The sequence below is a fragment of the Microbacterium sp. NPDC058062 genome (genome assembly GCF_042885375.1).
Lineage (GTDB): Bacteria > Actinomycetota > Actinomycetes > Actinomycetales > Microbacteriaceae > Microbacterium > Microbacterium trichothecenolyticum_C.
Genome location: NZ_JBHVSC010000009.1, coordinates 43,166 through 62,244, shown reverse-complemented (window position 1 = coordinate 62,244; position 19,079 = coordinate 43,166). Strand labels below are relative to the sequence as shown.

Annotated in this window: 20 protein-coding genes; 4 read left to right on the top strand and 16 right to left on the bottom strand. The window is 71.8% G+C overall.

Going from position 1 to position 19,079, the window contains the following annotated elements; genetic code table 11:
* Nucleotides 1-62: 62 nt before the first annotated feature.
* Complete coding sequence (locus ACFVSU_RS21160) at nt 63-257, bottom strand: hypothetical protein (RefSeq protein ID WP_056372494.1); 195 nt, start codon at nt 255-257, stop codon at nt 63-65.
* A 125-nt stretch (nt 258-382) separates the two neighbouring features.
* On the opposite strand from ACFVSU_RS21160, the gene ACFVSU_RS21155 reads away from it, so the two are divergent.
* Nucleotides 383-1,690: a DUF4192 family protein gene (locus tag ACFVSU_RS21155; RefSeq protein ID WP_387147761.1), complete on the top strand. Its 1,308-nt coding sequence runs from the start codon at nt 383-385 to the stop codon at nt 1,688-1,690.
* Between the two features lie 29 nt (nt 1,691-1,719).
* On the opposite strand, the gene lysS is transcribed toward ACFVSU_RS21155, so the two are convergent.
* The gene (lysS, locus tag ACFVSU_RS21150; RefSeq protein ID WP_387147758.1) at nt 1,720-3,234 is read right to left on the bottom strand and encodes a lysine--tRNA ligase; all 1,515 of its coding nucleotides are present in this window, start codon (nt 3,232-3,234) and stop codon (nt 1,720-1,722) included.
* Nucleotides 3,235-3,361: 127 nt separating this feature from the next.
* On the opposite strand from lysS, the gene ACFVSU_RS21145 reads away from it, so the two are divergent.
* Nucleotides 3,362-4,594, top strand: coding sequence for an MFS transporter (locus ACFVSU_RS21145; RefSeq protein ID WP_387147754.1), 1,233 nt, complete (start codon nt 3,362-3,364; stop codon nt 4,592-4,594).
* A gap of 27 nt (nt 4,595-4,621) precedes the next feature.
* On the opposite strand, the gene ACFVSU_RS21140 is transcribed toward ACFVSU_RS21145, so the two are convergent.
* From ACFVSU_RS21140 to ftsH, 11 genes are read right to left on the bottom strand one after another with little or no spacing between them, the layout of a single operon-like run.
* The gene (locus ACFVSU_RS21140) at nt 4,622-5,416 is read right to left on the bottom strand and encodes an MBL fold metallo-hydrolase (protein ID WP_387147751.1); all 795 of its coding nucleotides are present in this window, start codon (nt 5,414-5,416) and stop codon (nt 4,622-4,624) included.
* A gap of 27 nt (nt 5,417-5,443) precedes the next feature.
* Nucleotides 5,444-6,289 carry a pantoate--beta-alanine ligase gene (gene panC, locus ACFVSU_RS21135; RefSeq protein ID WP_387147748.1) on the bottom strand — a complete coding sequence of 282 codons (846 nt, stop codon included), beginning with the start codon at nt 6,287-6,289 and terminating at the stop codon, nt 5,444-5,446.
* Nucleotides 6,286-6,999: a DUF2520 domain-containing protein gene (locus tag ACFVSU_RS21130; RefSeq protein WP_387147745.1), complete on the bottom strand. Its 714-nt coding sequence runs from the start codon at nt 6,997-6,999 to the stop codon at nt 6,286-6,288. Before ACFVSU_RS21130 ends, panC begins: the two co-directional genes overlap by 4 nt.
* Nucleotides 6,996-8,774, bottom strand: a complete 1,779-nt coding sequence (locus ACFVSU_RS21125) for a PH domain-containing protein (RefSeq protein ID WP_387147742.1) — start codon at nt 8,772-8,774, stop codon at nt 6,996-6,998. Before ACFVSU_RS21125 ends, ACFVSU_RS21130 begins: the two co-directional genes overlap by 4 nt.
* Entirely contained in the window at nt 8,771-9,388 is a 618-nt protein-coding gene (locus tag ACFVSU_RS21120; RefSeq protein WP_387147739.1) for a PH domain-containing protein, read from the bottom strand. Before ACFVSU_RS21120 ends, ACFVSU_RS21125 begins: the two co-directional genes overlap by 4 nt.
* Nucleotides 9,330-9,827: a DUF3180 domain-containing protein gene (locus tag ACFVSU_RS21115; RefSeq protein ID WP_387147736.1), complete on the bottom strand. Its 498-nt coding sequence runs from the start codon at nt 9,825-9,827 to the stop codon at nt 9,330-9,332. Before ACFVSU_RS21115 ends, ACFVSU_RS21120 begins: the two co-directional genes overlap by 59 nt.
* A complete protein-coding gene (folK, locus tag ACFVSU_RS21110; protein ID WP_387147733.1) occupies nt 9,824-10,381 on the bottom strand; it encodes a 2-amino-4-hydroxy-6-hydroxymethyldihydropteridine diphosphokinase in 558 nt (185 codons plus the stop codon). The genes ACFVSU_RS21115 and folK overlap by 4 nt, the downstream gene beginning before the upstream one ends.
* Complete coding sequence (gene folB, locus ACFVSU_RS21105) at nt 10,378-10,773, bottom strand: dihydroneopterin aldolase (RefSeq protein WP_387147730.1); 396 nt, start codon at nt 10,771-10,773, stop codon at nt 10,378-10,380. The genes folK and folB overlap by 4 nt, the downstream gene beginning before the upstream one ends.
* The gene (folP, locus tag ACFVSU_RS21100) at nt 10,773-11,600 is read right to left on the bottom strand and encodes a dihydropteroate synthase (protein WP_387147727.1); all 828 of its coding nucleotides are present in this window, start codon (nt 11,598-11,600) and stop codon (nt 10,773-10,775) included. The genes folB and folP overlap by 1 nt, the downstream gene beginning before the upstream one ends.
* Complete coding sequence (gene folE, locus ACFVSU_RS21095) at nt 11,597-12,187, bottom strand: GTP cyclohydrolase I (RefSeq protein WP_387147724.1); 591 nt, start codon at nt 12,185-12,187, stop codon at nt 11,597-11,599. Before folE ends, folP begins: the two co-directional genes overlap by 4 nt.
* Nucleotides 12,188-12,196: 9 nt before the next feature.
* The gene (gene ftsH / locus ACFVSU_RS21090) at nt 12,197-14,206 is read right to left on the bottom strand and encodes an ATP-dependent zinc metalloprotease FtsH (RefSeq protein ID WP_387147721.1); all 2,010 of its coding nucleotides are present in this window, start codon (nt 14,204-14,206) and stop codon (nt 12,197-12,199) included.
* 186 nt (nt 14,207-14,392) lie between these two features.
* On the opposite strand from ftsH, the gene ACFVSU_RS21085 reads away from it, so the two are divergent.
* On the top strand, nt 14,393-15,433 hold the full coding sequence (locus tag ACFVSU_RS21085) for a hypothetical protein (protein ID WP_387147718.1): 1,041 nt from the start codon (nt 14,393-14,395) through the stop codon (nt 15,431-15,433).
* A 6-nt stretch (nt 15,434-15,439) separates the two neighbouring features.
* Here the strand turns inward: ACFVSU_RS21085 and hpt are convergent, their stop codons facing one another.
* Both hpt and tilS read right to left on the bottom strand, forming a co-directional pair.
* Nucleotides 15,440-15,991 (bottom strand): hypoxanthine phosphoribosyltransferase, encoded by a 552-nt coding sequence (gene hpt, locus ACFVSU_RS21080; RefSeq protein WP_056372524.1) that lies wholly within the window; start codon nt 15,989-15,991, stop codon nt 15,440-15,442.
* 23 nt (nt 15,992-16,014) lie between these two features.
* Nucleotides 16,015-17,010 (bottom strand): tRNA lysidine(34) synthetase TilS, encoded by a 996-nt coding sequence (gene tilS, locus ACFVSU_RS21075; protein ID WP_387147715.1) that lies wholly within the window; start codon nt 17,008-17,010, stop codon nt 16,015-16,017.
* Nucleotides 17,011-17,083: 73 nt separating this feature from the next.
* Here tilS and ppa point away from each other — a divergent pair, with 73 nt between their 5' ends.
* A complete protein-coding gene (ppa, locus tag ACFVSU_RS21070; protein ID WP_310292821.1) occupies nt 17,084-17,617 on the top strand; it encodes an inorganic diphosphatase in 534 nt (177 codons plus the stop codon).
* A 66-nt stretch (nt 17,618-17,683) separates the two neighbouring features.
* Here ppa and ACFVSU_RS21065 read toward each other — a convergent pair whose 3' ends face one another.
* Nucleotides 17,684-19,063, bottom strand: a complete 1,380-nt coding sequence (locus tag ACFVSU_RS21065; RefSeq protein WP_387147711.1) for a peptidoglycan DD-metalloendopeptidase family protein — start codon at nt 19,061-19,063, stop codon at nt 17,684-17,686.
* Nucleotides 19,064-19,079: the final 16 nt, after the last annotated feature.

The following is a 19,079-nucleotide window of genomic DNA, read 5'->3' as shown; positions in this document are numbered from 1 at the left end:
TCGGGGGCGGCGGACGCGGCCCGCATCCGGGCGAGGTCTGCGGGGGCGGGTGCCGGCGGCGATCAGGCGTCGGTGGAGGCGGTGCCGGGCGCCACCGGCGGCAGCCCGCGCTTGGCGCGCTCTTCGGCCTCGATCTTCGCGTAGACACGACGCTCGGTGCGGTCGGCGCGGACGATGCTGCGCAGCACGAAGAAGAAGATCAGCGACACGAGGACGGTCGGCAGGAGCGTCCAGAGCGCCGCGACCCAGTAATCCATGCCTTCAAGGATACGCCGTGCGGTATCGCCTCCTCCCCTCCTCCCCAGGGCCCCGCTTTCGGCCCCGGGGCGACGACGCCTGTGGAGACGGCGGTGCGGACCCCCGGCGTCACGACACTCTTCCCATGACCCCCACCATCGTGAAAGCCGCGGACGCCGCGCAGTTCCTCTCCTTCGTCCCCCGCATGCTCGGCTACCACCCGACGCAGAGCCTCGTCGTGATCCCGTTCCATGGGGGCCGCAGCCTGGGCGCCATGCGCTTCGACCTCCCCGACGGCGACGAGGACGCGGTCGACAGGATCGCCGCGACGGTCACGGGCATGGTGTGCCGGCTCCCCGAGGCCGATGCCGTCGCCGCGATCGCGTACACCGGAGCACGGTTCCAGGACGAGGGACGGATGCCGCATCGCGACCTCCTCGCCGCCCTCGAGCGCCGCGCCGATGCGTGCGGCCTGCGGGTCACCGATCTGCTGTGCGTCGGCACCGACGGGTGGGGCTCGTTCCTCGACGGGGAGTGTCCCGCGACGGGGAGATCGCTCGGCGACCTGGAGTGGATCGGCTCCGGAGACATCCCGGAGCCGGACGGCGATCAGTCGACGGGCGCCGACTTGCCGGAGTGCTCGGCCGATGAGCGCGAGCGTGTCGCGAAGGCGATGACGGCGCTCGACACGGCGGTGGCGGTGCTGTGCGGACCACCGGCGGACGGCGGCACTGCGGCGCGCACCGTGCGCTCTGCCCGCACCGCGTGCGACGACGCGGTGCTGGGCTCCGCCCGCGGAACGGAGGGCGCGACGAGCGCGGCGCTGCCGAGCGCGCGGGTCAGCGACCTCGGCCCCGTTCCGGCGCCGGTATCGGGCACGGCGGAGGCTGCGGCATCCGTCACCGACGAGGTGGCGCGGGTCGACCCGCAGGCGCTCGCGGCGGTCTGCCGGTTCGACGATCTGCCCGGGTTCTTCGAGGACGCCCTCGCACGACCGCTCGATGCGGCGGACGCGTACGACGACGCCGCTCTCGTGTGGTGCCTCGCGCGGCCGTCGCTGCGGGATGTCGCGCTCGTGCAGTGGAGCGGCAACCTCGCACAGGGCGACGAGGCGTTCGATGCACAGCTGCGGTGGGAGTCGGGAGAGGAGTATCCGGCGCATCTCGCGATGCGCATGTGGGGAGAGGGCGACCGGCCGCAGGTGTCACGGCTCGAGACCGCTCTCCAGCTGTCGCGCCGGGCAGCTGCGGTCGCGCCGCACGACGCGCAGCCCGGTCCGCTCGCGATGTGCGCGTGGCTGTCGTGGGCTCTCGGTCGCTCGACCCATGCGGCGGCATACGCGGAGCGCGCGTGCGAGATCGAGCCCGAGCACGGGCTGTCGCAGATCGTGCTGTCGTTCGTGAACGCCGGGCACCTGCCGGACTGGGCGTTCCAGCGCACGAGCGCCCGGTGATCCGCGCGCGGGAGTATCCCGCCGGCGGGCTACTTGACGAGCGGGAAGAGGATCGTCTCGCGGATGCCGAGCCCGGTCACCGCCATGAGCAGCCGGTCGATGCCCATGCCCATGCCACCGGTCGGGGGCATGCCGTGCTCGAGCGCGCGCAGGAACTCCTCGTCGATCCGCATCGCCTCGAGGTCGCCCTTCGCGGCGAGCTTGGCCTGTTCGATGAAGCGCTCCCGCTGGATGACCGGGTCGATGAGCTCGGAGTAGCCGGTCGCGAGCTCGAAGCCGCGCACGTAGAGGTCCCACTTCTCCACGACGCCGGCGATCGAGCGGTGCTCGCGCACGAGCGGGCTCGTGTCGACCGGGAAGTCCATGACGAAGGTGGGGCGCACGAGGCCCGGCTTCACGAAGTGCTCCCACAGCTCCTCGACGAGCTTGCCGTGGATCGCGTGCGGCGGCAGGTCGACGCCCTCGGCCTCGGCGAGCGCGACCAGGTCCTCGAACGGCGTCTCGGGCGTGATCGAGCGGCCCGCCGCCTCCGACAGCGACTCGTACATCGACAGGCGGTCCCACTGCCCGCCCAGGTCGTATTCGGTGCCGTCGGCCCAGATCACCGTGGTCGAGCCCGAGATCGCGACGGCCGCATTCTGGATCAGCTCCTGCGTGAGGTCGGCGATGCCGTTGTAGTCGCTGTACGCCTGGTACGCCTCGAGCATCGCGAACTCGGGGCTGTGAGTCGAGTCGGCACCCTCGTTGCGGAAGTTGCGGTTGATCTCGAAGACGCGGTCGATGCCGCCGACCACGGCGCGCTTGAGGAACAGCTCGGGCGCGATGCGAAGGTACAGGTCGGTGTCGAACGCGTTGGAGTGCGTGATGAACGGGCGTGCCGACGCTCCACCGTGCTGCACCTGCAGCATCGGGGTCTCTACCTCGATGAAGTCGTGCGACGCGAACGTCTGTCGCAGGCTGGCGTTGACCTTCGCGCGTGCGAGGACCGTGTCGCGCGCGCGGTCGCGCACGATGAGGTCGAGGAAGCGGCTGCGGACGCGACTCTCTTCGCTGAGCTCGGAGTGCAGGTTCGGCAGCGGGAGGACGGCCTTCGACGCGATGCGCCACTCCGACACCATGATCGACAGCTCGCCGCGGCGGCTCGAGATGACCTCACCCGAGACGAAGACGTGGTCTCCGAGGTCGACGAGCTCCTTCCACGCCTGCAGCGACTCGTCGCCGACGGCCGCGAGCGACACCATCGCCTGGATGCGGCTGCCGTCACCCGCCTGCAGCGAGGCGAAGCAGAGCTTTCCGGTGTTGCGGCTGAAGACGATGCGTCCGGCGACCGCGGCGGTCACGCCGGTCTCGGCGCCCGGCTCGAGGTCGGCGAACCGATCGCGCAGGGCCGGGATGGTGTCGGTGATGGGCAGGCTGACCGGGTAGGCCCCACCCGCGGCATCCGCACGCTCCGCGATCAGACGCTCGCGCTTGGCCAGCCGCACGGCCTTCTGCTCGAAGACTTCTTCTTCGGTCGGCTCGTCGGGCGCGGTCGCGTCGGTCACGGGGTGGGCTCCTCGGTGGGTGTTCTCCGCAGAACGCGGACCCCCAAGTCTACCGAGGTGCTCAAGGGTGCGAGTAAGGTCGGGGCCGGTCCTTCGAACGCCCACCTCGACACGATCGGACGACGCGATGTCGCAAGCTCGTCGCACGATGTCGGATCTCGCCGGGTTCTGGGTCGTCGCGGCCGCCTTCACGAGCGTCACCGCCTACGCCACGGTCCCGACGCCGCTGTACCCGCTGTACCAGGCGGCCGACGACTTCCCCGTTCCGGTCGTGACGTTCATCTTCGCCGCGTTCGCGGTGGGGGTCGTCTTCAGCCTGTTCCTGATCGGCCACATCAGCGACTGGGCGGGACGACGCCGGATGGCCGTGATCGCGGTCCTCGTCTCGGCGCTCGCGGCGGTCGTCTTCATCGTGTGGAACTCGGTCCCGGGCCTCATCGTCGCGCGATTCGTCGACGGCGTCAGCGTGGGCATGCTCAGCGCCGCGGCCACCGCACACCTCGCCGAGCTGCGCGCGAGGGCGCGCCCCGCGGAGACCGCGGTCGTCGCGGCGTCGGTGGCCGGAGCCGCCAACCTCGGCGGACTTGCGCTCGGACCGCTCGCGGGCGGCCTCTTCGCCGAGTTCGCCCCCAACCCCCTCGAGCTGCCGCACATCGTCTTCCTCGTGCTCTTCATCGCCGCGGCCTTCGTCCTGCGCCACGTGCCCGAGACGGTCGACACGTCGGCGCGGGATCCGGCCTACCGACCGCAGCGGCTCGCATTCCCCTCCGGGTCCGGTGCGGCCTTCGCTGCGGCGGGCACCGGCGCGGCCGCCTCGTTCGCGCTGTTCGCGCTGTTCACGTCGCTGGCGCCGACATTCCTCCACGACACGTTCCACGTGTCCGACCACCTCGTGGACGGGGCCACCGTCTTCGCCGTCTTCGGCGCCGCAGCGCTCGCGCAGCTGCTGCTGGTCCGCGTCGCCCAGCGGGCGCAGCTCCTCATCGCGATGCTGTGCTTCGTCGTCGGACTCGTGTCCATCGCCGCAGGAGCCCTGATCCCCGCCCTCGTGCTCTTCATCACGGGCGGGATCGTCGCCGGGTCCGGCGCCGGCATCATGTTCCGCTCGGCGATCGCCGCGGCCGGGGCCCTCTCGGCACCCGACCGCCGGGGCGAGACTCTCGCACTCCTCTTCCTCATCGCCTATGGGGGCCTCGTCGCACCGGTGCTGCTCGTCGGACTGAGCCTTCCCTTCGTGGGCGAGACGACCGTGCTCCTCGTCTTCTCCGCCGTCGTGCTCCTCGCGACGCTCGGCGCGGGTGTCGCGATGCGGCGTCACGCGCTCCCGGCACGCACGCGGTCGGACGACCGGGCAGGGTGATCCCGGCCGCGGACTCGGCGGATCGCCTCAGGGCAGGTCGACCGCAACCCCGAGCCGCGCCCAGCGGATCCGTTCCCGCACCGGCCCCGGGGCGGCTTCGAAGACCGCCGCGGCGGCCTCCTCCTGCTGCGAGAAGTGACTCCATCCCTCGACGTGGATCGGCACGGCCACGTCGGGCTGGGCGAGCCCGACGAGCTCGACCGCGTCGTCGGCGTCCATCGTGTACGAGAGCGGCCCGGTGCGGGGGAACTTCACCGCGCCGATGTGCACGAGCGCCACCTCGGGCCGCAGCCCGGTCGCCGCGCGCCGCAGGCCGCCGTACATCACGGTGTCGCCCGTCATCCACAGGCCGGGCCGTCCCGCGCCCCCGAGCGAGAGCGCGAACCCGACGACGGGTCCGACGATCGGCCCGGTGAGCGGAGCCCCGTGCCGGCACGGGGTCGCGGTGACGAGCAGGTCGCGCTTGCCCTCGGCGGTGAGGGTGACGGCATCCCCGGCGGCGAGGCCCCGGGCGTCGGGATGCGCGCCGTCCTTCGTCAGCGCCTTCGCGCCCGCGACCGTGGTCAGCACGGTCCGCGCCGCCGACAGCCCCGCCCGACCCGCGTCGTCGAGGTTGTCGGCGTGGTGATGGTGGCTCAGCAGCACCACGTCGACCACGCCGACCTCCTCGAGCGGGATCGCGGGGCCGGTGGTCTTGCGCGATGACGTGCCCAGAGCGAAGGAGTACGTACGGCCCGGCGGGTCGAACGTCGGATCCGTGAGGATCCGCCAGCCTTCCCATTCGACGAGGGCGGTCGGGCCGCCGATCCGTGTGACGCGCATGTCGCCTCCCAGCCCTCGTACCGGGCGTCAGCCCAGGTAGATCTCTGCGTTGTCGATGAATCGGTGCCCCGCCACCGAGGCCGCGATGAGGGCGAGGGCGGGACCGCTGCTGCCCTCGTCGACGGGCAGGAACGTCGCCGGGTCGACGACGCTCAGGTACTCGAGCCGGATCCGCGGCTCCCCCATCAGCGTCGACTGCGCGGCGGCGATGCATGCGTCGACGCCGCGGTCCGCGTTCGCTGCCGCCGCGTCGAGCGCAGCCGGAAGGAGCGCAGCGGCCACGAGGTCGCGGTCCTCGAGCATGCCGACCCGCGTCGACACCGGCAGGCCGTCGTCGCCCCGCACGGTCTCGACGGTCGCCACCTCGACGTCGAAGAACAGGTCGCGGATCATGCGGCGCACCAGGAACACCCGCTGCCGGTCCCGGTCGCCGTACACGGCGACGTCCGGCCGGACGAGATGGAACAGCTTGGCCTCGACCGTCAGCAGCCCGTCGAAGTAGAACGGGCGGGCGCGCCCTTCGTAGCGGAGGCCGAGGTCGCCCGCGGTGACCTTCGTCGTCGCCGCGCCGTCCGGGAGCAGCTCGCTCGCCTCCGGTGCGAACACGACGTCGACGCCGAGCGATTCGAGCAGGCGCTCGTCCTCGTCGGGGGTCCGCGGGTAGGCGGCGAACTCGGACGGCGAGGCGAAGCGCAGCGGGTTGACGAACACCGACACGACGACGATGTCGGCCACCTCGCGCGCGCGATGCACGAGGTCGATGTGCCCGTCGTGGAGCGCGCCGATGGTGGAGATGAGCGCGATGCGCGCCCCCGGGGCGGCGGCGCGGACCTCGGCGAGCCGAGCGCGCAGCTCGTCGACGGTGCTGATCATCCTTGGATCGTAGCGGGGGGCTCGGCTCCGGGGCCGGAACCCGCCTCCGCCAGCGCGTGGTCGATGGTCGTGTGCGCGAGGGCCGACAAGAACGAGCCCGGGTGCGGCACGCCCGCTTCGGCGAGGAGGGCGGTCGCCTGCCGCACGATCGAGCGCGAGAAGTCGCGTGCCGTCGCGATCGCCTCGGCGTACGCGGGGCGAGCCGACTCGTCGACCACGACGGGCTCGCAGCCGAGCTCGACGGCCAGCGCCTGCGCGATCGGCAGCACCGGAGCGGGTGCGGTGACGGCGGCGTAGGCGCTCGCGAGCGCACGCAGATCCATCGATGTTCCGCTGAACTCGATCGCGGGGTGCACGGCGAGCGGGATCGCCCCCTTCGCGACGGCGGCGGACAGGATGCCGGTGCCGAAGGCCGGATCCGTGTGCAGCACGAGCTGCCCCGGCTGCCACGCTCCGACCTCGGCCAGACCGCCGACCAGTCCCTCGAGCTGGTCGTGAGGCACCGCGACGATCACCAGCTCGCTCCGGCGCGCGACCTCGGTGGCGTCCAGGACGGGAACCCCGGGCAGGATCGCCTCGACATGCTCGGGGTCGGAGCCCTGGGTGATCCCCACGAGCGCGTGCCCGGCTCCGGCGAGTGCCGCGCCCAGGACGGGGCCGACCCGGCCGGCGCCGATGATCCCCACGCCGAGGCGACCGTCGCGGCTCACGCGCGGTCCTCCCTCGGCTCGGCCGCAACGGTGTATCCCGGGGGCGGTGGCGGGACCGGCGGCACGGCCACCCCCGCCGCAGCGGGAGGAACGGGCGCCGGCCCGGCAGGCACGTAGGCCTCGGGCTCCGGGCGCACGGCGGCCTCAGAATCCATGTCGTCCTGGGCCCAGCGATGGGTGCGGTCGGCCAGCGCGGCGCGCACCGAACCGTGGGCGACGTCGTCGAACAGCGCCAGGGCGGCGTCGCGGTCGACGGCCGCGAGGAACGGCGAGACCGGGCCGGTGACGACGTGTGCACGCACATTGGTCACGCGCGACGCGCGGTCGAGCGGCCCCTGGTAGAGCCCGAAGCTCTGCAGGCGCGCGAGTGGGAGGATCACGAGCTTGCGCCACACCACGCCGCGCCGCATCAGGAGCACGTCCTCGGTGAGGCGGAAGCCGTTGCGGCGGTACGAGAACGGCCGGATCCACCACGCGCGCTTCGGCGTGTTCGTGAAGGTGTCGTCGTCGGTCGGCCCGAACATGCCCTGCTGCACGATGAGCGCCCGCTCGTCGTCGGGCAGCGAGGGCTGGAGGAGGCGCAGCACCCGCTCGACGTCCGCCGCGGTGCCGACCGGCAGCACGGTCGTGAACTGATCCGTCGTGCCGTCGGCGGCGCTGCGACCGGTGAGGCGGTTGATGCGGATCGTCCACCATCCGGCGGGGCGCCAGAAGACCCCCTGTGTCACCTCGACGGCATGCACCCGGCCGGGCGGGACGATCTCGGTGATCGTCGTGAAGAGCCCGAATGTGATGCGCACGCCGTCGGGCGTCGGCGCGATCGAGTAGCGCAGCGAGCGCACGATCGAGCGCACCCAGTACGCGCCGAAGCCGATGATCGCGGGCACGAAGCCGAACAGCAGCCAGGTCACGCCCTGACTGACGCCGATCACGATGGCGACGACGGCGAACAGCAGTCCGAGCGTCGACGCGCTGAGGACATGGGATGCCACGAGCCGGCCGACCGGGATGTGCACGACCGACTCCCGCTCGGCGACCGGGGCCTCGGGCCCCTCGATCAGCCCCGTGATCTCGCGGCCGACGGTCTGGCTGAGGGAGGCCACCCTGCCGGGCTGTCGCGGCGCGACCGCACCGGCGGGGCCGGCGGCCATCGCGAGCCGCCGCCCCGACGCGAGACGGAGGATGTCGGCACGGACCGCTTCGGCGTTGGCGGTCGAGAGGTACTCGAGCTTGACGTTCGCGTCGGTGCCCGCGCCCACGACCTCGAGTTTGGCCATGCCCAGCAGCCGCGCGATCATCGGCCGCGTGAGGTTGACGCCCTGCACGCGGTCGAGGGGCGCACGCCGCTGCGTGCGGAACAGGATGCCGCTGCGCACCTCGACGTCGTCGTCGGTGATGCGGAAGGTGTGGAAGCGCCACGACGTATAGAACACCGTCACGAGAACGATGAGAACCACAAGTACAGCGACGCCGGCCAGCAGATAGAGGTTGTTCGCGATGATGAAGTCGATCGGGTCGCCGCCGACCTGCTCCCACTCCACGACCTCGTCCCCCACCCCGGGGGCGAGCCACGGCAGGAAGATGTACAGCAGCCGGTCGCGCAGATTCGCGAAGATGATGCCGATGACGACGATGAGGAACAGTCCGCCGCGCAGCAGCGGGGTCAGCGGATGCAGCCGGTGCCACTCGCCGTCGCTCAGCGGTGACCGCACCAGCTGCGGCGGCGGCACGCCGGGCCCGGCAGGCGTCGGCTCAGCAGGGGGAACCGTGCTCATAGCCCTGTGCGCCGGCTCTCGGCGACCTCGACGAGGTGGTCGCGGAGCGTCTCGGCGGTGGACTGCGCCAGCCCCGGGATCACCACGCCGGTCGCGGCGGCGGCCGTCACGAACTTGAGCTGCGCGATGCCGAAGCCCCGATCCAGCGGACCGTGCGTGATGTCGATGAGCTGCATGCGGCCGTAGGGCACAGCGACGAAGCGCTGCCACAGGATGCCGCGGCGGAAGACGAGATCGTCGTCGCGGAGCTGGTACCCGATCGCCCGCGCCTGGCGCGGAAGGATGGCGAGGGTCCACGCGAGGATCACGGTCATGATGCCGCCGGGGATCCACGCCCACAGCTGGTGCATCAGGAGTGTGAGCACGAGCGTGGCGGCGATGACCACCAGCAGGAACGACCCCGTCGAGATCAGCTGCACCGTCACGTACTTCGGGGAGATCTGGTGCCACACCCCGCCCTCGAGCGCGAGACGGTTCTCTGACCGCGGCTCGACGAGCCGCTCGAACTCCGGGGCGGCGTCCGGGACAGCCGCCGCCTCAGGCGCGGCCGCCGCGTCAGTGACCGCGGAGGCGGGGTTCGAGTCCGGGGTCGTCGCCTCCGGGCTGTTCGTCATCGTCGTCCTTCCGGATGGTGCACAGGTGCTCCGCGACCAGACCCGCGGCGACCAGCAGGGCGCCGCACACGGTCGTCGCGATGACCGTTCCCAACGAGCCTAGCGAGGGCGTGACCGGCCGGGTCGACAGGAAGATCCACAGGCCTGCACCCAGGCCGCCGATCGCGGCGCCCACGATGCTGGACGCCTTCGCGAGCATCGCGATGCGCACGGCGCGGAACGGGTCGACCTTCGCCTTGGTGGTGCCGTGCGTGGCGCGGCGGATCGGGATCGCCAGAGCGATCACGACGACCCCGAGCAGCACGAGGAGGATGGGCAGGGTCACCGCGGGTGTGAACGTGGGGCTTCCTGCCGAGGTCAGCAGCTGGTCCACGAGGAAGCCCGCCGCGACCCCGAGGACCGCGGCGATGATCAGCACGCCCGCACCGGTGCGCTTCATCGGCCCTCCGTCCGCAGCCGGCGCAGCGCCTCGTCGACCCGGCCGACGCCCGGGAGCACCGCGTCGGGATCGACGGCCAGCCACGGCCCGAGCACGAAGTCGCGCTCGGCCGCGCGCGGATGCGGCAGCAGCAGGCGCGGATCGTCGCTGACGACGTCGCCGTAGGCGATCAGGTCGAGGTCGAGCGTGCGGTCCTCCCAGCCTCCCTCGCGCGCGGAACGTGCGACCGACCGCACCCGGCCGTGCCGCTGCTCGATCGCGTGGAGGTAGCCGAGCAGCACCGACGGTGCCAGGCGTGTGGTCAGGATCGCCACGGCGTTCAAGTAGGCCGGGGCGGAGGCATCCGGTCCTTCCGGCTTCAACGCGACAGACTCGATCGGCTCCGACACGCGGACCGCGTCGACGAGCGGCACGCGGGCGAGGTCCTTGATGGCCGCGGTCATCGTCTCGGCGCGGTCGCCGAGGTTGGCGCCGAGCGCCACGACGGCTTCGACGGCCTCCCGCGGATGGCGGTCGGGGTCGCCGTCGAAGCCCTGCGCGAGTCGGCGGTTCACGAGCCCACCGTCCACGTCGGCTCGACAGGGCGGCCGCGGCGGATGGTGACCGCGACATCGGAGAACGGAACCGTGATCGGGGCCTGCGGCTTGTGCACCGTGACCGCGACCATGCGCACGAGGTCGTACGTGAGGAGGTCGTCGGCGATGCGCGCCGCGACGCCCTCGATGAGGTTCAGCGGCTCGCCGCCGACCATCGCGACGATGCGCTCGGCGACCTCGCCGTAGTGCACGGTGTCGGCTACGTCGTCCGTCTCGGCCGCCTCGGCGGTGCTGAGGTACAGGGTCACGTCGACGACGAACTCCTGGCCCTCTCGGCGCTCGTCCTCGAACACCCCGTGATACCCGTAGGCGCGCACGCCGGTGAGCGTGATCTCGTCGATGAAGTCCATCAGCCCTCCTGGCCGCCTGTTCGATCCGCACCGGCCCAGCGGTCGGCGACCACCAGAGCATCCCGGGTGGCGCCGACATCGTGGACGCGCACCGCCCACACGCCCGCCTGCGCCGCGAGGACGCTGGTCACCGCCGTCGCCAGGTCACGGCGGGCCTCGGAGGCGTCGGCGGGGTCCTCCGCGAGCGCGTCCGCGAGGAACCGCTTGCGGCTGGTGCCGATCAGCACCCGCTGGCCCATCGCGACGAAGCGGTCGAGACCTCGCAAGGTCTGCCAGTTCTGCTCTCCGCGCTTGCCGAAGCCGATGCCGGGGTCGACGATGATCCGCGCGGGATCGATGCCGGCCTGCGCGGCGGCCTCGATCCTGCCGGTGAGCTCGCGCGTCACCTCGGCCACGACGTCGTCGTATACGGCGCGCGCGTACATGTCGGCGGAATGGCCGCGCCAGTGCTGCAGCACCACGTCCGCGTCGGTCGGGGCGACGGCCGCCAGCATCCCGGGGTCGGCCATGCCGCCCGAGACGTCGTTCACGATCCGCGCGCCCGCCTGGACGGCCAGGGCGGCGGTCGAGGCGTTCATCGTGTCGATGCTGACGACGACCCCCGCGTCGGAGAGGGCGCGCACGACGGGGATCACCCGCTCCTGCTCGACGTCCGGAGCCACGCGCTCGGCGCCCGGCCGGGTCGACTCACCGCCGATGTCGAGGATGTCGGCGCCCTGCGCGCGGAGCAGCAGTCCGTGGGCGACGGCGGCATCGGCATCCACATACCGTCCGCCGTCGCTGAACGAGTCGGGCGTCACATTGACGACGCCCATGATGAGGGTCATGAGCGGCCGGCCCCGATCAGCGCGACCAGCTCGGCGCGCGCGGCCGGTTCGGCGAGCTCCCCGCGGGCGGCGATCGTCACCGTCGAGGCATCCGGCTGCCGTCCGCCGCGCATCGTCACGCACTCGTGCGAGGCGTCGAGCACCACGAGCACGCCGCGGGCGTCGAGGGATCCGGCGATCACGTCGGCGATCTGCTCGCCCAGGCGCTCCTGCACCTGCGGCCGCGACGACAGGATGTCGACGACCTTCGGCAGTGCGCCGAGGCCGACGACCTGCTCGCCGGGGAGGTAGGCGAGGTGCGCGTGCCCGCGGAAGGGCAGGAGGTGGTGCTCGCACACCGAGCGGAAGATGATGTCGCGCAGGATCACCGCTCCCGAGGGGAGCGTGTCGGGAGCGGGGCCGCGCGACACCGAGATCGTGTGCGCGAGCGGGGCGGCAGCATCCGCCCCCACTCCCGCGAAGAACTCGGCGTACGCGTCGGCGACCCGCTCGGGTGTCTGCTTCAGTCCGGGGCGCTCGGGGTCTTCGCCGATCGCCTCGAGCAGCTCGCGCACGAGCGCGGCGACGCGCTCACGATCGACGGCCATAGGCCGAGCCTACGCGGTCGCCGGGCGCGCCTGTCCGGTGGGGCGCCGCTTGGTCGCCTTCTCGGCGGCCGGCAGCTCGTCGGCCTCGACGCTCGCGGCGAGTCCTGCCTCGCCGCGACGCTGCGGGACCTCGACGGGAGGCAGCTCCGAGACGGGGCGCTGCTCGCTCGACAGCCACTGCGGGCGCGGCGGGAGGCGCTTGACGTCCTTGAAGATCTCGGCGAGCTCCAGGTGGTCGAGCGTCTCCTTCTCGAGAAGCTCCAGAGCGAGCTTGTCGAGCACGGCGCGGTTCGCGTTGATGACCTCGTACGCCTCGTTGTGCGCCTGCTCGATGAGGTCGCGCACCTGGACGTCGACCCGCTCGGCCACGCGCTCCGAGAACTCGCGGCCGTGGCCCATGTCGCGGCCCATGAAGACCTCGCCCGAGGACTGGCCGAGCTTGACGGGACCGATGTCGCCGGTCATGCCGTACTCGGTGACCATCTTGCGGGCGATGTTCGTCGCCTTCTCGATGTCGTTCGAGGCGCCGGTGGTCGGGTCGTGGAACACGATCTCCTCCGCGACGCGCCCGCCCATCGCGTACGTGAGCTGGTCCTGCAGCTCGTTGCGCGTGACGGAGTACTTGTCGTCGAGCGGCAGCACCATCGTGTAGCCGAGGGCCTTGCCGCGCGGAAGGATCGTGACCTTCGTGACGGGGTCAGTGTGGTTCATCGCCGCCGCCGCGAGCGCGTGACCGCCCTCGTGATACGCCGTGATGAGCTTCTCCTTGTCCTTCATCACGCGCGTGCGGCGCTGCGGGCCGGCGATGACGCGATCGATGGCCTCGTCGAGGGCGCGGTTGTCGATCAGCTGCGCGTTCGAGCGGGCGGTGAGGAGCGCGGCCTCGTTGAGGACGTTGGCGAGGTCGGCGCCGGTGAAGCCGGGCGTCTTGCGGGCGACGACCTCGAGGTCGACGCCGTCCGCGAGCGGCTTGCCGCGGCCGTGCACCTCGAGGATCTTGGTGCGCCCCTTGAGGTCGGGCGCGTCCACGCCGATCTGCCGGTCGAAGCGGCCGGGGCGCAGCAGCGCCGGGTCGAGGATGTCGGGGCGGTTCGTCGCCGCGATCACGATGACGTTGGCCTTGGGGTCGAAGCCGTCCATCTCGACGAGCATCTGGTTGAGCGTCTGCTCGCGCTCGTCGTGGCCGCCGCCCATGCCGGCGCCGCGGTGGCGGCCGACGGCGTCGATCTCGTCGATGAAGATGATGGCCGGCGCGTTCTCCTTGGCATTGTTGAAGAGGTCGCGCACGCGGCTCGCGCCGACGCCGACGAACATCTCGACGAAGTCCGAACCCGAGATCGAGTAGAAGGGCACGCCCGCCTCACCCGCGACAGCGCGGGCGAGGAGCGTCTTGCCGGTTCCGGGAGGGCCGTACAGCAGCACGCCCTTCGGGATGCGGGCGCCGACCGCCTGGAACTTCGAGGGGTCCTTGAGGAAGTCCTTGATCTCTTCGAGCTCTTCGATCGCCTCGTCGGAGCCCGCGACGTCCTGGAAGGTGACCTGCGGCATCTCCTTCGTCACGAGCTTCGCGCGCGACTTGCCGAACTGCATCACCTTGCTGCCTCCGCCCTGGGCGCTCGAGAGCAGGAACCAGAAGAGGAGGCCGAGCAGCAGGATCGGCAGGAGGAGCGAGATGAAGCCGTCGAACCACGTGGCGCGGGGGACGGCGTCGTTGAAGCCGTCCTTGGGGTTCGCGTCGTTGATCGCGGTGACGACTTCGTCAGCCCGCGCCGACACGTAATAGAACTGCACGTCGGAGGCGCCCTCGTACTCCTTCGAGAGCTTCATGTCGACCCGCTGGTCGCCGTCGGTGTTGACGACCTCGGTGACCGTGTCGCCCGAGAGCAGCTCGAGACCCTCCTGCGTGGAGATCTGCTTCGCGCCGCCCAGGCTCGAGATGAGCGAGAAACCCACGATGAGGAAGACCCCGATCAGCAGGACGTAGAAGAGCGGGTTGCGGGTGATCTTCTTGAAGTCCATGGCGCGGGCGCGAGCCCGACCCCTTTCGTCGACGTGCCGCCGCGGACGGGAAAACCCCCGTCGACGGTTGAATCAGGGTATCGCGCGATTCCTAGGCGCCGTCTGTGCATTCGCCCCGGGCGTAATCACAGTCCGCCCGATAGCGTGGGGCGAAGCGCCGCACGAGCCCACGACGAGGAGGACCCCGTGCCCCGCATCCACCCCTCGCTCATCGTCCTCGCCGCAGCGGCCGTCGCCCTGACCGGCTGCGCGTCCGCTCCGCAGGCGCTGGCGCCCTCCGAGATCGTTGCCGAGATCTCGTGTGCGGACATGGACCCCCTGGGCGGCGACCCGGGCGGGGCCGGCCCCATGCCCGACGACTTCGAGCCCGTCGCCGCGGTCCGCTGCGTGCCCTTCCAGACCGTCGAGGACGACGAGGGCATCTGGTCCGTCGTCCTCCGTGAGCGGCTCGAAGGCGATCTCACGGCGCTTCTGCGCGCTCAGGCGGAGCCCGACGACGCGCGCTCTCTGGGACCGTGCGCGGCGATCGCGATGATCGCCCCGCAGATCTGGCTGACGGATGCTGCGGGCCGAGGCATCCCTGTCCGCTATCCGGCCGACGGCTGCAGCCAGCCGAAGCTCGACCTGATCGGCGACGCGCTGGCCGACCTGGCCGTCGTGCAGACCGACGAGGAGCAACGCACGCTCGCGCAGCCGCGCGCGGCGCTCGACGCCGGATGCGCGCCGACGTGGTCCGCCCGGCCGCTGCAGATCGCGTCGCCGGAGGATCTCGAGGAATGGGAGGGGACGCTCGACGCGCCCGCCCCCGCGCCGACATCGACGGGCATCCAGACCGTGCCGTGGGCGCCGCCGCGGACCCCCGCACCCGGCGAGGTCGAGACGCTCCGGCTCTGCGCGTACTCCACCGACGATGCCGCGAACCCCTCGGCGACGCCCGCGCCCGGCGCGACGACCTGGGCCACCATCGACGTGGAGGGCACCGCGTGGTTCACCGGCAGCCGTCGGCTCGACGCCGCCGAGACGCGCGCAGTGCTCGAGGCGGCAGCATCCGCTCAGCCGCTGCCGGAGTCGTGCGACGACATCCCCGGTTCCCTGGTCGTGCTCGACGCGAACGAGGAGGGGACGGCGCCGATCACGGTGGAGCTGGACGGCTGCCGCCGGCTCATCGTCGACATGGTCTCGACGTACACCGCGCCGCCCGCCCTCGTGGAGATGCTCGCGGGCTGACCCGATTCAGGAATAGACGTGCGGCGCGAGCACGGCCACGTCGCGCAGGTTGCGGTACTTCTCCGCGTAGTCGAGGCCGTAGCCGACGACGAACTCCGTCGGGATGTCGAAGCCGACGTAGCGGCAGTGCACCTCGACCTTGGCGGCCTCGGGCTTGCGCAGCAGCGCGAAGACCTCGACGGATGCCGCACCACGGGCCGCGAAGTTCTCCAGCAGCCAGCTGAGGGTCAGACCCGAGTCGATGATGTCCTCGACGATGAGCACGTGCTTGCCGAGGATGTCGGTGTCGAGGTCCTTGCGGATCTGCACGACACCGCTGGACTTCGTGCCGGCGCCGTAGGACGAGACCGCCATCCAGTCCATCGTCACGTGCTTCTTGAGCGCGCGCGAGAAGTCGGCCATGACCATGATCGCGCCCTTGAGCACTCCGACCAGCAGAAGGTCTTCGTCGGCGTAGTCCTCGGCGACCTGCGCCGCGATCTCGTCGAGCTTGGCTCGGATCTCCTCCTCGGTGACGAGGACTTCGGTGATGTCGCTGGAAACGTCGGCCGCGCGCATGTCAAGAGTCTAGAGGGGCGACTTCAGCGCGCGGTGAACTCGATGCGGCCGCCGACGCGGCGGGCGTGGCATCCGGGGAGGTCGATCGGGCCCTGACCCGACCAGTCCGTGACCAGGCGCGCCACCTCGAGCGTCTGCGTGCGGGTGAGGCTCTCGTGGAACTCGCTGGCCACGACGTGCCGGATGATCCGGTTGCGCAGCGCCGCCGGGTTCGCGGCGAGCGCCGCCGCCGACACCGAGATGCCGGCCTCCGCGTGCTCGACGATGTCCTCGATCGTCTCGTCGATCATCTCGTCGAACGCCTCGGCGTCCTCGCGCAGCTGCGCCGCCGTGCGGGCGAGCGCCTCGGCGATCCCCGGGCCGAGTTCGGATTCGAGCACCGGCAGCACCGTCCCGCGCACCCGCACGCGCGCGAACCGCGGGTCGGCGTTGTGGGGATCGTCCCAGGGCTCGAGCGCCTCGACCGCGCACGCGGCGCGGGTCGTGTCGCGGCGCACGCCCAGCAGCGGGCGCAGCAGCGGGATCCCCTCGAGATCGGATGCCTCGGCCATGCCCTGCAGGCTGGTCGCGCCCGCGCCGCGGGCGAGGCCGAGCAGCACCGTCTCAGCCTGGTCGTCGAGCGTGTGACCGGTGAGGATCGCGGCCGCCCCGATCGCCCGGGCACCGTCCGCGAGGGCGCGGTATCGCGCCTCGCGGGCCGCCGCCTCCGGACCGCCGGCTGCGCCGACCTCGACGCGCGCCACGCGGGCCTCGAGCCCGAGCGCCTCGGAAGTCGTCGCGGCGGCGGCCGCAGCATCCGTCGATCCGTCCTGCAGGCCGTGGTCGACGGTGAGCGACGCGGCGCGGAGGCCGAGCTTCGGCGCCTCGAAGGCCGTCGCCGCGGCCAGCGCCAGAGAGTCCGCTCCGCCCGACAGGGCCACGAGCACCGTCCCTCCGGGTTCGAGGCCAGTGAGCGCGCGGCGCACGGCGAGCCGCACCTCGGCGACGGCGGGGTCGAGTCCGGGTCTGCGCTCCTCCACCCGCCCACCGTACCCGCGACGCGCCGCGACTAGGCTGGTCGCGGCAATCCACAGTCTTCGAAGGAGCACCACTATGGGCGCGTACGACGCCGTCATCGAGATCCCGCGCGGCAGCCGCGTGAAGTACGAGGTCGACCACGGCACGGGCCGCGTGTTCCTCGACCGCATCCTCTACACGCCCATGGGCTACCCGACCAACTACGGGTTCTTCGAGAACACCCTCGGCGAGGACGGCGACCCGCTCGACGTGCTCGTGATCCTCGACGTGGACCTGGCCCCCGGCATCCTCGCCAGCGTCCGTCCCGTCGGTGTGCTCAAGATGAGCGACGAGGCCGGCGGCGACGACAAGGTCGTGGCCGTGCTCGCCAAGGACCCGCGCTGGGCGCACATCCAGGACGTCGGCGACATCTCCGAGTACCTGCAGAAGGAGATCACGCACTTCTTCGAGCACTACAAGGACCTCGAGCCCAACAAGTGGGTCAAGGTCGACGAGTGGGCGAACGCCGCCGAGGCCGAGCGCCTGGTCGACGAGGCGTTCGCGCGCTTCGCCCAGCACGAGGGCCAGACCGCGACCCAGGGTGAGGGCGTCGCGCCCAGCACGCTCTGACATGTCTTCACGCGAGAACCGGATGCCTCGGCATCCGGTTCTCGTCGTTTCCGGCGTGGATGCGGGTCAGACCGAGATGCCGCGATCGGCCATGAAGTAGATCGGGTTGACCGGGGAGCCGTTGACGTACGTCTCGAAGTGCACGTGGCAGCCGAACGAGTTGCCGGTGTTGCCCTCGCTCGCGATGAGCTGGCCGGCGTTGACCCACTGCCCGACGCCCACGAAGATGCCGCCGTTGCGGATGTGGCCGTAGCCCGATCCGATGCCGCCGCCGTGGTCGATCTTGACGTAGTTGCCGTAGCCGCCGTTCCAGCCGGCGTAGACGACGCGCCCCGCCGACGCGGCGTAGATGCCGGATCCGCAGCCTGCGGCGAGGTCGACACCGTAGTGGAAGCCGCTGGAGCAGTAGCTGTTGCCGCACTGCACGGTACGCGGGCCGTAGCCGGAGCTGCGCCAGCCGGATGACGGACGGGCCCAGCCGGAGCCGACGACGGCTCCACCGCCGCCGCTGCCGCCACCTCCGCCGCCTCCGCCGCCCTGGTTCTGCTGGGCGAGGCGGTCGGCCTCTGCCTTCGCCGCGGCTGCAGCCGCCGCAGCGGCCGCGGCAGCCGCCGCGGCGCGGACGCGCTCGCCCTCCTGGTAGTCGGCGACGGTCTTCGCCGTGGCGTCCTGCAGGGCCGCGAGCTGCGCCTCGAGCTCGCCGCGCTTGGCGTTCTGCGCGTCGAGGGCGGCCTGCGCCTCGTCGGCGGCCTTCTGCGCGGCGACCATCTTCTCTTCGGCGATCTTCTGCAGCCGGTCGCGCTCCGCGCGCTGCACACCCGCCTGGTCGCTGAGGCTCTGCGCCGAGTCGCGGGCGGTGACGGCCTGGGCGTAGACGTCCTGGTTGCGCTGGACGAGCTTGTCCATCGTTCCCAGACGTGCCAGCAGGTCGTCGGCGCCGGCGGCCGACCCCGCGAAGAACAGCTCGAGGGATGTGTCGTCGCCGCCGTTGCGATACAGCTGCGCCGCGACGCGGCCGGCCTTGTTCGCGGCGTCGATCGCGGCGGCGGCCTGCTCGTCGGCCTGCTGCTGCAGCTGGTCGGCGCGGAGCGCGGCGTCGAAGTACGCCTGCTGCGCGACGTAGAACTCGTCGGCCATCTGCTGCGCGACCTGCTGCTTCGCGGCGACATCGGCTTCGAGCCCGGCGATGAGCTCTTGGATCTTGGTGATCTCGGCGGCCTTGGCCGCCTCGTTGTTCTTCGCGGCGACGACGTCGTCCCACGAGGGGTAGTCGGCGGCGAATGCCGGGGCGACGAGCGGGCCGAGCGTTCCGCCGGCTGCGCCGAGCGCGGCGACGCCGAGGATTCCGAGCCCGAGCGCGGTGCGCCGGTTCATCGAGGGCCACAGCCGCCGCTGCTCGCGAGCAGACGGCGCGCACCCGCAGTCCACGGAGGCGTCGTCGGACACGGCCTGATCAGTGACG